General features: G+C 51.5%; 13 protein-coding genes. 3 read left to right on the top strand and 10 right to left on the bottom strand.

Annotated elements, in window-relative coordinates:
- Positions 1–45: 45 nt before the first annotated feature.
- Entirely contained in the window at positions 46–576 is a 531-nt protein-coding gene (locus MWU63_RS16085) for a DUF2478 domain-containing protein (RefSeq protein ID WP_247078679.1), read from the bottom strand.
- Positions 577–1002: 426 nt separating this feature from the next.
- Positions 1003–1149: a hypothetical protein gene (locus tag MWU63_RS16080; RefSeq protein WP_213890380.1), complete on the bottom strand. Its 147-nt coding sequence runs from the start codon at positions 1147–1149 to the stop codon at positions 1003–1005.
- Between the two features lie 888 nt (positions 1150–2037).
- Between MWU63_RS16080 and MWU63_RS16075 the strand changes: the two genes are divergently transcribed.
- Positions 2038–2352: a DUF3775 domain-containing protein gene (locus MWU63_RS16075; RefSeq protein WP_213890428.1), complete on the top strand. Its 315-nt coding sequence runs from the start codon at positions 2038–2040 to the stop codon at positions 2350–2352.
- Between the two features lie 405 nt (positions 2353–2757).
- On the opposite strand, the gene MWU63_RS16070 is transcribed toward MWU63_RS16075, so the two are convergent.
- Positions 2758–3798 (bottom strand): PLP-dependent cysteine synthase family protein, encoded by a 1041-nt coding sequence (locus MWU63_RS16070; RefSeq protein WP_247078677.1) that lies wholly within the window; start codon positions 3796–3798, stop codon positions 2758–2760.
- 109 nt (positions 3799–3907) lie between these two features.
- Positions 3908–4291: an acyl-CoA thioester hydrolase YciA gene (gene yciA / locus MWU63_RS16065; protein WP_213890378.1), complete on the bottom strand. Its 384-nt coding sequence runs from the start codon at positions 4289–4291 to the stop codon at positions 3908–3910.
- Positions 4292–4576: 285 nt separating this feature from the next.
- On the opposite strand from yciA, the gene thpR reads away from it, so the two are divergent.
- A complete protein-coding gene (gene thpR, locus MWU63_RS16060) occupies positions 4577–5119 on the top strand; it encodes an RNA 2',3'-cyclic phosphodiesterase (RefSeq protein WP_246531776.1) in 543 nt (180 codons plus the stop codon).
- A 423-nt stretch (positions 5120–5542) separates the two neighbouring features.
- A complete protein-coding gene (locus MWU63_RS16055) occupies positions 5543–6700 on the top strand; it encodes a CAP domain-containing protein (RefSeq protein WP_213890376.1) in 1158 nt (385 codons plus the stop codon).
- 117 nt (positions 6701–6817) lie between these two features.
- Here MWU63_RS16055 and MWU63_RS16050 read toward each other — a convergent pair whose 3' ends face one another.
- The 6 genes from MWU63_RS16050 to MWU63_RS16025 are packed head-to-tail and all read right to left on the bottom strand — an operon-like array spanning position 6818 to position 13421.
- Complete coding sequence (locus MWU63_RS16050) at positions 6818–7780, bottom strand: dipeptide ABC transporter ATP-binding protein (RefSeq protein ID WP_213890375.1); 963 nt, start codon at positions 7778–7780, stop codon at positions 6818–6820.
- Positions 7777–8754 carry an ABC transporter ATP-binding protein gene (locus MWU63_RS16045; protein ID WP_213890374.1) on the bottom strand — a complete coding sequence of 326 codons (978 nt, stop codon included), beginning with the start codon at positions 8752–8754 and terminating at the stop codon, positions 7777–7779. The genes MWU63_RS16050 and MWU63_RS16045 overlap by 4 nt, the downstream gene beginning before the upstream one ends.
- A gap of 1 nt (position 8755) precedes the next feature.
- Positions 8756–9664 (bottom strand): ABC transporter permease subunit, encoded by a 909-nt coding sequence (locus tag MWU63_RS16040; RefSeq protein ID WP_213890373.1) that lies wholly within the window; start codon positions 9662–9664, stop codon positions 8756–8758.
- Complete coding sequence (locus tag MWU63_RS16035) at positions 9664–10671, bottom strand: ABC transporter permease subunit (RefSeq protein WP_213890372.1); 1008 nt, start codon at positions 10669–10671, stop codon at positions 9664–9666. The genes MWU63_RS16040 and MWU63_RS16035 overlap by 1 nt, the downstream gene beginning before the upstream one ends.
- A complete protein-coding gene (locus MWU63_RS16030) occupies positions 10671–11771 on the bottom strand; it encodes a Xaa-Pro peptidase family protein (protein ID WP_213890371.1) in 1101 nt (366 codons plus the stop codon). Before MWU63_RS16030 ends, MWU63_RS16035 begins: the two co-directional genes overlap by 1 nt.
- Positions 11772–11828: 57 nt before the next feature.
- Positions 11829–13421, bottom strand: a complete 1593-nt coding sequence (locus MWU63_RS16025; protein WP_213890370.1) for an ABC transporter substrate-binding protein — start codon at positions 13419–13421, stop codon at positions 11829–11831.
- Between the last annotated feature and the right edge of the window lie 67 nt (positions 13422–13488).

Raw genomic sequence — 13488 nt, 5'->3', positions numbered from 1 at the left:
ATGCGCCGCTCGTACGGCCAGCCAACCGGTCACGCAACCAAACGGTCAGGTATGTTGAATCTCAGGCAATTTTGACATAGCCGCATAGCACCATGCGCGGATTGCCTCCTGATCAGCTGGTAACGCCTCGGCCAATCCGTCGACAAATTTGTCAAAGTCTTGGCGGCAGGCGCCTCCAACACCAACGAGCACTGGAATACCAAGTTCCAGGGCAGACCCAATGACGGTGCAAAAGCCCCTACCCGCCGCTTCCTCTGGACCGAATTTATTAAGGATAAAGAGATCGGCCCCCTCTATAGAGCTATGCTCTACTGCGGAAACCGTGTTGGCGATCGCTCCCGGGTCCAACCGGCAACTGTCCGAGCCCTTCCCCAAAGCTTGGGTGATCTTGATCTCGGGGCCATCTGGTAGAACTTTTACTTTCATGTCGCAGCCGTTTTCGAAGGCACTCTCGTGTTGCATAACCTTGACGATCCCGACAAGGGCTGCACCTTCGATCTGAAACTGAGTAGCGATCTCGGTCAGCAAACGGTCCGTTTCCCCCCGCAATTCTGAACTAACCCGGGCAATTTTCATGTTAACCTCCTTGCGTCCTTTTGGGCGCGATGGATCGCTTGGCGTGTCTGTCCCTTAAAACAGACAGAAGATCGCCCTATAAGCAACCGCATTCATATGGTTAAGCCGCGCTACTTCCGCTTGGTAGCCGTTGAAATATCACGCGGCATCCTGCCACAAAGCAAAACCAGAGAAGACGCAGTCCGTGATACCTCGCACCCTGTCGCTCCAGCTCCCTTTGAAAAGAAGGTTTTGGATTTCCAGCGAATGACAATCAACCATCACACCCAAGCCCAAACATTCTACGTTCCAGACTGCAGAGGCATTTGAGTACCGGTAGCCTGGATTCGCTGTTATTACGCCAGTGTGTGAGACAATCGATTCAGCCTTTTTGCGTTAGAGGGTGGAAACATGGGTTTAGAACTTAGATCCCTGCTCTACGTCAGCTTAGAAAAGGCCATCGTCACCGGTTCGGTTTTCTATCACCTCATCGGCGATCACGGCACCAGCAGCGCCAATAGCCAACTGGACGCATCCTGAAAAACTTACCCAAATTGTTGCAAACCCCAAAATCATCCAAAATTTGTTTCGCATGCGCTGTACTCCTGCCATCAAGCTCGTGAGACTATCGCCAAAACTACAGAGAATGTAAGGGGTTTACCAACGCGCCAATCCGGCGCTAGTCCAAATTCCGCCAGGAATGTCTCTACAGTTCGAACCGCGCCACGTTTCGTCATCGTCAGACATCACCAGAATGGGCTATTTTCCGCCAACCTTTAAGCCTCAGTTTACGTTGGACAAAATCGAGTTATACACTACATTTACACATTAAATTCAACAGGTTATCCACAGCTCAGCAACGCAACTGCGAAGAATTTTTCTTGCGCGACTCGCCCCGGTCTGAGAAAGTTCATCCAATGCGAAGGTTCTTAGGAAGCGGAGCAGAGCAAAGGCTTCTCAAAGCTAGAGCTGAAAGAAAACCGGTCTTCGGAAACGGGTCATGATGCAAAGGCTTCAAGGAAACAGATCAGGCCATATGGGTTCTTCGGAGCTTGAATGGGATGGTAATGTCAGCAAGCTAGAGCGGGTTACAATTTGTTTTCGGACATTTTGTGACAGCGAGGTTTCTTCGGAATCCGAGCAACTGGGCCCGTAGCCCTCTGGGGGGAAAGGTTCAGGATGGCGTCAGGGTGTGTCTTTCAGACACGAAGCAAGGGTTCGCCCAAGCACCTGACGCCTTCTCTAATTTCACCACCCCTCCTTTCATTTCACCGCCAAAAGTCTATTGATAGGCTTTATAGCTGTGCTTTAGGTATTCAACCTTGTTGTGCCGAGGGTGGCATCATTATGCACTCTATGCATGAGGGTGAATCCTGCGGCCAATAAGGTCTCAGGGTGTTTGCACTTCGTTTGACACGTCAATTTAGCTTGCCACGGCCAAGCTAAGCTTGGACACTGTGGCTAATGAATCGGAAGGTCGATATGCTTGAAATCAGCACAGGAAAAATTGTTCGTGTCATCATGTTATCGCGCGAGTACGGACCCGACAGCAGACAACTATTCAACTACATCTCCGGCATGAATGATGACGAGAAAGTCAGCCTGGTCGCTTTGATGTGGATTGGCCGTGATAGTTTCGACGCCGAAGAGCTTGAAGAGGCTAAGGAGGAGGCAACGCGTGAAGCTACTGCACCAACTGAGCAGTATCTTTCGGGCATTCCGAGCCTCGCGGAGCATTTGGAGAATGGGTTGGATGCACTGGGCATAGACGTCGCCGATGTGGAGGATCACATGTAGCGCTTTAGGGCGTTACGTGCCTAAATTTTAAAGATTTTTGCCAACTTCTTCCATGGGTTTAACGCGATGCGCCGTCGCTCTAAAATTCATGTCCCTGACGATCTACGGTTTCGCTGTCAAACTTGAAAACAGCGCCTAATTCGGCCTCCATGCAGCCGCTCATGATAGCTAAAGTGAGTAAGACAAGAAAACGCAAATCAACCCCTAAAATTTTCATACATGCGGGCCGCCGACCTTGAACAACAAACGAACCAAAAGAAGATCGTTCGAAATGTGAAAGCAGCCACTTCAGCTTACCAAGATGCTGGCATCAACAGCATGATATTCATCAAGCGACACCTCCCACGCTTCAGATGAAAGATGGCTGTACGATCTGTTTCGTTTTCTAAAATGTAAAAATAATGTTTATAACCAGCGATTTAAGCGTTCGAGATGAGGCTCAACATCGCCAATGCATTTTGTGACCCATTGCTTGTCATAATATGTGTCCAGATAACGCTGCCCGCTGTCGCACATCAGTGTGACAATCGACCCCTGGCGCCGCTCGGCCATCATCTGTTCGGCGGCCTGTAACGCACCCCAAAGGTTTGTACCGGTGGAGGCCCCGGCCTTACGCCCTGTCAGTTTTTCCAACCAAAGTATTGTGGCGACACTCGCCGCATCAGGCACCTGAACCATCTTGTCGATGACATCGGGTTGAAATGAATGCTCCACCTTGGGCCGCCCGATACCTTCAATCCGACTGGATTTGTCCGAAGTCAGGCTCCTGTCTTTTTTGACATAGCTGTCATAAAAAACCGAATTTTCAGGATCAACAACAACAAGCTGCGTCGAATACCCTTTGTACAAGATGTATCGCCCGAGCGTTGCAGAGGTACCGCCTGTTCCGGCACTCATGACCAATGTATCGGGAATCGGGTATTCTTCCCGCTTCATCTGCATAAAAATGCTTTCTGCGATGTTGTTGTTTCCACGCCAATCGGTTGCCCGTTCTGCATATGTAAACTGATCCATGAAATAGCCGCTTGTTTCCGAGGCAAGTTTCACAGCTTCGCTATGCATCTGCGGTGACGAGTCAACAAAATGGCAACGTCCTTCATATAGCTCGATTTGCCTGATTTTGGTCTGCGCGGTGCTTCGCGGCATAATGGCGACAAAGGGCAAGCCAATCATCTGCGCAAAATATGCCTCTGATACCGCAGTACTGCCGGAAGAGGCCTCTATGACAGTCATACCTTCCCTGAGCTTGCCATTACAAAGCGCATAAAGAAAAAGGGAGCGGGCAAGCCGGTGTTTCAGGCTTCCTGTAGGATGCGTACTTTCGTCCTTAAGATAAATGTCCACGCCCTGAAGTTTGGGGACATTCAGCTTGAAAAGATGCGTATCAGCGGAGCGCTGGTAGTCAGCTTCGATCTTGTTGATTGCAGCGGTGACCCATTGGTTCATTCTATATGACTTTCGTTTCGCGAACCCGCCCAGAATTACAAAGAACAGTGCAGCTTACCAGCGGTTTCGGCGCGTTAAATCTCTGGCACTGAAAGCCTAACAATGGGTGCTATTGTTGCACGACCCTTGGACGCCCCTGTTCGTCAATAGCCACAAAGGTAAAGACCGCCTCGGTTACTTTCTCACGTTCACCGATCCGGTCACGCAAGACCCATGCTTCTATTCCGATACCCAGCGAGGTGCGCCCAACGCGCTCTACCTGCGCATAAATGCAAAGAACATCGCCAACCTTTACCGGTCGAATGAACTTCATTGCATCAATGGCTACCGTCGCAACTCGGCCTTCCGCACTTTTGCCGGCGACAATACCTCCGGCGATGTCCATCTGGGACAATACCCAACCGCCAAATATATCACCGTTAACATTTACGTCCGCAGGCATGGCCAAGGTGCGTAAGGTAAGTTCACCCTCTGGAAGCTCAGTTTCGCTCATCTTTTTCTCCTTGATGCGGCAAATACAAACGATAGCTGTCTTTGATCGTGAAGCAACCTTCCTTACATCTTTCTCCCCGTTGGATCGCAGCGGGGTCTGGGGTTTCGAAAATTACATAATCCTGTAATATGTTAAAACCCTACGCTGCAGTTTTTGAAAGACGCAGTAAATTACGCGTTTGCCTACATCTTCTGATCAAGCAATAACTGACGTTAGCGGACTATTTCTTTTCGAGTTCTGCCTGAATCTGAATCTGTGTATAGCCTACACAAAATTGGGGGAAAGATGCGCGTTTTTCTAGCGATTGACCTCCCTGAACAGGTTGTGGATACGCTTTCGACGATCCAGAGTTTCTTGCCCGTCGGCCGCCCCGTCGATGCCCTAAACTTTCATCTAACCCTAGCTTTCCTGGGCGAGCAGCACGATGAACTGGTTGAAGAAATACATCACAGCCTTCAACTGCTTAGTGCCCGGCCGTTCGAACTCGAACTTGCCGGGCTCGATATTTTCGGAAGTAATGAGCCAAAAATACTCTACGCAGGTGTCACCAAGAACGAAGCGTTGGCCAGTCTGCACAAAAAAATCAGAGGCGCTTTGCACGCTTCAGGATTGCAGCTGAGCAGGGAGCGGTTCCACCCGCATGTAACGCTGGCACGTTTCAAACGAGGGATATCTCACAAGGAGTTGGAAAGATTACGCAGTTATGTATTCGAACATTTAAATTTCAAACTCGATGCTTTTACCGTAAGTCATTTTTCGCTCTATCGCTCCACGCTACATCGGGACGGCGCCATACATGAAAAACTGTCGCGATATCCGCTTATTTAAGAACGTTTTCGAGCAGTAAAGAAGAAAGCGCCCTTAGGGGAATGAGCGATCGACTGTCGAAATGACGAGCCTTAAACAAAGGTTTACGCGCAATATTGCCAGCATCAGATGGCGTCTCGGCTGTTTTAGGCCGATTCTTGTTAAAGATTAATCTGGTTGTTGTCACGGTCAAATTGCGCAAATAGCGTCCAGTTTAGCACTTAAGGAGGGGGCTGCCTTAAGTGTGTCGCGGGCTGTAAACTTATGTTTTTGCAGCACTATAAAGCCTCGATCTTCTTCATTGGGATACGAGGAATCGCTCTGGTCAGGTGCTTGGCCAGATCCGGGAAAAGTGCGCCATTTCGCAGGCGTTATTACCCCGGGGGAACGTTGGAAACCAATCGGGCACTCAAAAAACGAGAGTCCAATAAAAGGAAGTGACATATGTCAAAAGCGAACAATCTTGAAATTCTGATGCTTGGACTGATCAACGCTGAGCGCGCGGCTGCCGGAGTTGCCCCCCTCACCTTTGACGATAATTTGAATGATGCAAGCGAAGATCACAGCACCTGGATGCTTGATGCAGATGTTTTTTCCCACACAGGGAGTGGCGGCTCCAACCCAACCCAACGCATGGAGCGTTCTGGGTTTCAATTTGAGGGTGCATGGCGAAGCGGCGAGAATATTGGTTTTCAAAGCGAACGTGGCGACCCTGGTTTAGAAGACGACGTAGAGGCCATTCACCAAAGCCTGATGAATAGTCCGGGACACCGCGCAAATATTCTGAACTCCAATTTTGAAGAAATTGGAATTGGCATCGAACGTGGTGATTTTTCTTCCGGTGGGCGTGGGTTTGACTCTGTGATGATCACCCAAAACTTTGGAACCACTGATGCTGTCAACCTCGGCGTGCCTGTACCTGATGTACCGGATACCCAAGGAGACCAGTCAGACATTGTAGGGGAGATGACAACAGAAATTCCACAGCCGCCAGCCGAAGAAAACGACGAGGTTGTCGTAGACGAAGACGAAGTCGTAGACGTTGTAGAGAACGAAGACCCTGTTGCTGAAGACACCGAAGACGCAGATGAAGTCGTCACGGATACAGACGAGACTGTAGCAGCAGAAGAGGAAGGCGACACAGACAACGAGCCAGAAGACATCGTCAACGCCGAGGACCCTGAGGACGAGGAGGAAGCTGACACGGAAACTGAGGAGGAAGAAGAAACTGTCGACGCCGCTGATCCAGATGACAGCGAAGATGTCGCTGAAGAGGATATGGTCGATCCCGTTGGAGAAGACGACGATATGCTTGTCGCATTTGGTTGCGGTCAGGATGACAGATTTGCCGAAGATGCAGAGTTTTCTATCAGTTTCGGAGGTGACATCTATTTCCCAAATGCAGGGAAATTCAACTTTCAGTTCGTCTTCAATATTGATCTGCCGGACGATGATGGAATGTCCGACATGGTAGAGCTTGAGGCCCAGCAAAATGATGACCCGTTTCGTGGTTCAATTACGGTTGAATTCGACGCGGGAGATTTTGGCGACTTCTTCTCAGATTTCACGACATGTCAGCCAGACTGCATGGAACTGGCGTAAAACATTGACCCTGGGTGGGCTAAACGCTCGCCCCGGGCAAAAAATGCTCCAGTAAGATACACTTAGTATTTTGTGGTTCACCGGCTCCACAAGTTTTCGTTCTGCTACGAACGCAAACTAATCTTCAACATCCGCATAGAAACACGCTACGGAATGCTGATTGCCGTCCAGAACGGGGCGTTCGGTATGGCAATTGTCATGCGCGCGCCAGCAGCGAGGCGCGAACGGACATCCGGCGGGCATATCAAGTGGCGATGGCAATTCACCCTCAAGCTTGATCCGCTCTTTCTTGGCAAGCGGGTCCGCAGTTGGCGTGGCCGACAGCAGCGCACGCGTATAAGGATGACGCGGATTTGCGAAAACCTCTTCCTTTGGACCGGTTTCCACTGGTCGGCCCAGATACATAACAATCAGGTCATCCGCCATATGTCGAACAACAGAAAGGTCATGACTGATGAAGAGATACGCAAGCTGAAATTTTTCCTGAAGATCTATCAATAAGTTGAGAATCTGACTTTGAATCGACAGATCAAGTGCCGATACAGGTTCATCCAATACCAGCACCTTTGGGTTCAGCATCAGCGCGCGCGCAACGGCAATGCGCTGACGCTGACCACCGGAAAACATGTGGGGGTAGCGGTCAAAATGTTCCTCGCGAAGACCCACGAGCGATAACATCTCACGCGCCTTTGCCGTACGTTCGGACGCCGACATTTCAGGACGACTGATCTTGAGCGGTTCCTCCAGTATTGCACCAATGCGCTGACGCGGGTTGAGTGACCCATAGGGGTCCTGAAACACGATTTGTACAGAAGAGCGCAGGCTGGCCCAATTCTCGGGCACAGCAGAAATACCATCAATTTCCAACGACCCTGTAGTGGGTGGCTCAATAAGAGTAACAAGCCGCGCAAGCGTTGACTTACCACAGCCAGATTCACCAACGACGGCTAAGGTCTTGCCGGGGCTTAGTTTAAAGCTTGCATCCGATAGCGCACGTACGGTCTGACGCTCTGCGAATAGCCCGTCCTTGACCTCATAGTGACGAGACAATTCTTTCGCGATAACAACAGGCGCAGTCATGCGGTTTCCTCCGTTTTGGCGGAAATGGGATAGTGGCAACGCGCATAGCCCAATGATGCCGGTTGCACAGCTGGTGGCGTTGATTTGCAAGTCTCATCGGCAAAGGTACAACGCGGCGAGAACAGGCACCCCGAAGGCCGGTCAAACTGGCCCGGAACGACGCCCTTGATTGTGGGCAAGTGCTTTTCCGTCGCCCGCTCTGGCAACGCTGCCAAAAGCGCAAAAGTATAAGGATGGTGAGGTGTCGCAAAAAGATCTGTAACAGGTTGTTCTTCGACTTTCTGGCCCGCGTATTGCACGCTGACCCGCTCAGCCGTTTCCGCAACCACGCCCATATCATGTGTGATCAGGATCATGGCCATTCCAGTATCCCGTTGCAGCCCCGTCAGCAGATCCAGAACCTGCGCCTGAATAGTCACGTCTAGCGCTGTTGTCGGTTCATCCGCAATTAACAATCTGGGAGAACAGGCAATCGCCATGGCGATCATTACACGCTGGTTCATCCCGCCTGAAAGTTGGTGGGGAAAGACATTCAGCCGCTTTTCCGGCGACGGAATACCAACCTGTTCCAGCAATTCTATTGCACGATTGTGTCGCTCCTTGCGGTCAAGCCCAAGATGCTGACGCAAGGCTTCCTTGATTTGGTAGCCGACATTGAAGCAAGGGTTGAGCGATGACATCGGCTCCTGAAAAATCATGGCGATGTCTTTGCCCATAAGGCGTCTGCGTTCGCGCGTGGAAAGGTCTGCCAGATCCTGCCCGTCAAACCGCATCACATCGGAGGTGACAGTTGCGGTCCAGGGCAAAAGCCCCATCATCGCCATCATCATCACAGATTTGCCAGAGCCGCTTTCGCCTACAATGGCAAGAATATCGCCGGACTCAACAACAATATCAGCGCCATCCACAGCACGGAATGGTCCGGAAGCCGTGGCAAACTCGACAGTGAGATTTCTTATTTCCAGAAGCGGCATGTCAGCTTCTCTTCAGTTTGGGATCAAGCGCATCACGAAGACCGTCGCCCATCAGGTTAATGGCCAGCACAGTCACGAGAATGGCAAGACCGGGAAAAGTTACGACCCACCAGGCGCGCAGAATGAATTCACGCGCATCTGCCAGCATGGTTCCCCATTCAGGCGTTGGAGGTTGCGCGCCCATGCCAAGAAAGCCCAGCGCGGCTGCATCAAGGATTGCCGTTGAAAACGACAGGGCCGCCTGCACGATAATGGGGGCAAGGCAGTTCGGAAGGACGGTAATAAACATAAGGCGCGGCAGACCTGCCCCGACAACCCGGGCGGATGTGACATAATCCTTGCCCCGCTCTGACATAACAGAGGCGCGTGTTAGCCGAACGTAGTGAGGTTGCAAAACAATCGCGATCGCGATCATCGCATTCGTAAGCGAGGGACCAAGGATCGCAACCAAAACGAGGGCGAGCAACAGCGACGGGAACGCCAGGATGATATCCATGATCCGCATGATAATTGTGTCGACCCACTTCGGCGCAAAGCCAGCGAGCAAGCCGATGAGAATACCACCAAACGCAGCGACTGACACAACAACAATCCCAACAAAGAAAGAATATCGCGCGCCGTGCAAAAGCCGTGAAAGCATATCGCGGCCAAGCGGGTCTGTTCCGAGCGGAAAGGCAAAATTTCCGCCGTCGGCCCAGAACGGTGGGACCAGCGTGAATTCGCGAAACTGTTCTGTCGGATCATAGGGTGCCAGCAAGTTCGCCCCTGCCGCAACGATCACAAAAGCCGCAAAAATCCAGAGCCCGATCACCGCACCACGGTTTTCTCGGAAATAGTACCAAAACTCGCTCAGGCGGCCTGGGCGCGCCGGTGCTTGTGATTTGATTTCATCGGTGGATGCGTGGTCCATCAGCGTTTCCTGATTTTCGGGTTGATGAAGCCGTAAAGCACATCGACTGTTAAATTGACGATCATAACCATGACGGCGATCAGCATGAGGCCACCTTGCACCACCGGGTAGTCGCGGCGGAAAATACTATCGACCATCCATTTGCCGATCCCCGGCCAGCTAAAGATAGTCTCTGTCAGGATTGCACCCGCCAGCAGGGTTCCCACCATCAGGCCAATAACGGTTATGACCGGGATCAATGCATTGCGCAGCGCATGAATGCCATTGACCCGCGCAGGGGTAAGACCCTTGGCGCGTGCGGTGCGAATATAGTCTTCGCTCAACACCTCAAGCATTGCAGAACGGGTCTGGCGTGCAATCACCGCAAGCGGGATTGTTCCAAGAACGATCACAGGCAGGATTAGGTGACGAACCGCTGAGCGAAAGGCCCCTTCCTGCCCCGACAAGAGGCTGTCGATCAGCATGAAGCCCGTTGTGCTGTCAAAATAGTATAATAGGTCGATCCGTCCGGAGACCGGCGTCATACCGAGGTTTCCGCTGAAAACGATGATCAACAGCAATGCCCACCAGAAGATCGGCATGGAATACCCGACCAAAGCAATCGACATGAACAACCGGTCCGGCAGTTTTCCGCGATTGACTGCTGCTATCACGCCTGCGGGAAGACCCAGCATCACGGCAAAGATCATCGCGCAGATTGAAAGCTCCAACGTCGCAGGGAACAGCGCGAAAAACTCGTCCCAGACAGGCCTCTTGGTCACAAAACTTTGCCCCAAGTCCCCCTGCACAACACCAAGAAGGTAGTCCCAGTATTGAACCAATATCGGCTGGTCAAACCCGAATTCCTGCATCAGAGCATTGTATCTCTCTTCGCTCATCCCGCGTTCGCCCGCCATTACGATGATAGGGTCTCCTGGCAGCAAACGAATGAAAGAAAACGAAATTAAAGTAACGCCAACAAAGGTTGGCAGAAACGTAAGCAACCGGGCCAAAAAGTACTTAAGCATCAATTGGCCCCCACTATTGTCAGTTCTTTTGGAAAGGATGTCAGGCACCGGCACCCGTCTGCTGTAACCAGAACATCATCTTCGATGCGCACACCGAAATTACCGATTTCGTAGAGCCCGGGTTCATTGGTAAAAACCATGCCGGCCTGCATGACCTGATGATTGCCCCGCATGATGTAGGGGGCTTCATGAACGTCGCGGCCCAATCCGTGGCCCGTTTTGGTACGGATGCGGTCGGAGTAAGGAGAAGCCTCCATAACAGAAGTCACGGCGTCGTCTATGTCATGTGCTGTGATACCAGGGCGGGTTATCGCGTTTCCAACCTCGTTGGCTGCCAAAACTGTTTGATAAACCTCTCGGCCTTCGTCTGTTGCGTGCCCGACAAAAACAGTTCGCGTGATGTCTGCAGCAAAACCATGTTTGCGAGCGCCAAAGTCAAACAACAACGGGTCCCCTGCCTTGACGCGGTAATCTGGTCTTGCATGCGCGTGCGGGCGTGCCGAGCCATCGCCGGCGGCGACAATCGGGCCAAATGCCATTTCATCGGCACCTTCTGCAAACAAAGCTTGAACAAGGTTTTGTTCGATCTCTGTCTCTGTCTGGCCAATTCGTATGGCTTTCAGCACCCGTTCCAGCGCGCGTTCGGAAATATCTATTGCGGCTTGCAGGGATTTAATATCATCAGTCGTTTTGAGGAGGCGTAAACCGGAAATTTCCTTTTCGGCATCGACAATCGTCAGATCGGGCATCGCAGCCTTCAACGCGTGATGCACAAACACCCGCATGACCTGTCCCTCAACCGCCAGTGATTTCAGCGGCATATGTTTTGCAAACGCCTCAAACGCATGCTGGTAGCCATCTTGATCACGCCAATCAAAAACAGCGCCTTCAAAGTTCACCAGTTCCCAGGACCCGAGCTCGAGATTTGGGACAATTGCGGCTGGCTCGCCCTTTGCCGGGATCACGACCAAAAAGGGCCGCTCATGACTCATAAAAGCCTGACCCATCGACCGGGTAAAGTTTGGCCCGGGCACCAGGGCGACTGCGTCAACATTCAGGCTGTCCGCAACCTGTCGGACATCGTCATAGCGGTTTGTCATGGAAATTTCGCTCCGAATAAAAAATCCGGGGCCACGAAGGCCCCGGAAAAGCCAGCCTTACTCGGCCAGATCAACACCATAGAAGATGTGTCCACCGAGCGGGTGAACGATGTAGTTTTCGACCTCTGGCCGCATCGGCATGTAAACAACCGAGTGTGCGATTGTGGCCCAAGGTGCTTGCTCTTTGAAGACAACCTGTGCTTCTTCATATAGACGCGTACGCTCTGCCTGATCCGTCACTGTTTTGGCTTGTTGAATCAGGTTGTCGAAAGGCTCGTGACACCATTGTGCCCGGTTCGAAGCTTCTTGTCCGTCACATCCCAGAAGAACAGCAAGGAAGTTGTCGGGATCACCATTGTCACCGGTCCAACCCAGCAGCACGGCACCATCGCGGTCCAGTTCTTTTGAGCGGGACAAATATTCACCCCATTCATAAGAAACGACCTCAACCGTTACGCCAACCTTTGCAAAATCTTCCTGCATCAGCTCTGCCATACGGCGAGCATTGGGGTTGTACGGGCGCTGGACAGGCATTGCCCAGATTTTCATGCTGAGATCTGAAACACCTTCGGCTTCCAGCATTGCACGGGCTGCATCGGGATCATATGCATCATCCTCGATCGCATCGTTGTAACCCCACATGGTTGGTGGGATCGGGTTTTTCGCAATTTGGCCAGACCCCTGGAATACCACGTCAATAATCGCCTGTTTGTCGATTGCCATATTTAGCGCACGACGCACATTTGGATTATCGAAAGGCGCAACAGTAGTGTTATAGGCGAGGTAGCCAACGTTCAGACCTTCCTGCTCCAGGACGTTGACATTTTCATCGGCTTTCATAGCCTCAATGTCAGCTGGGTTCGGATACGGCATTACATGACATTCGCCTGCCAGAAGTTTCTGGTAACGCACTGATGCGTCAGGTGTAATTGCGAAAATCAGGTTGTCGAGCGTTGAAGGTGCTTTCCAGTAGTCCTGGTTCGCAGCGTAGCGGATCACCGCATCTTTCTGGTAAGCAACAAAACTGAACGGACCAGTACCAACAGGTGCTTGATTTAGCATCTCTGGTGTTCCAGCATCCGACATTGCCTGACCGTATTCAGCCGACAGGATCGACGCAAAGTCCATTGCCAGGTTCGCAATGAACGGGGCTTCCGGGCGGTTCAGTACAAATTTGACAGTATTTTCGTCGACCTTCTCAATCGATTTAATCAGGTCAGGCATCGACATACCGTCGAAATATTCCCAGGTACCGCCAGAAACGCTGTGGTAAGGGTGATCATCCAGGCGTTGACGCTCAAAGCTGAAGATAACGTCGTCAGCGTTGAAATCGCGGCTTGGCGTGAAACCATCGTTAGAATGGAATTTTACGCCCTGACGCAGGGTGAATGTGTACTCAAGCCCGTCATCCGACGCTTCCCAGCTTTCAGCAAGGCCAGCAATGACATTGGTTGTGCCGGTTTCAAACTCGACCAGGCGGTTGTAGATCGGGTGCGAAGCAGCATCAAAAGTAGTGCCCGAGGTGTAAAGCGCCGGGTCGAACCCTTCTGGTGAGCCTTCCGAACAGTAGACCAGTGTCTTGGCTGATGCGCTTCCCGCCATCAGCACAAGAAGGGTCGCCCCTGTTGCTAGAAACGATGTTATTTTCATAGTAGTCTCCCTTGGTTTGGTATTTTTGGGTTTTCAGTTGAATTCTGAACTTTAAGCTGACCCCGTC

Origin of the sequence: Pseudohalocynthiibacter sp. F2068, from assembly GCF_023015645.1 — a bacterium.
GTDB lineage: Bacteria > Pseudomonadota > Alphaproteobacteria > Rhodobacterales > Rhodobacteraceae > Pseudohalocynthiibacter > Pseudohalocynthiibacter aestuariivivens.
The sequence above is the reverse complement of the archived record's forward strand: the minus strand, read 5'-3'. Positions and strand labels throughout refer to the sequence as shown.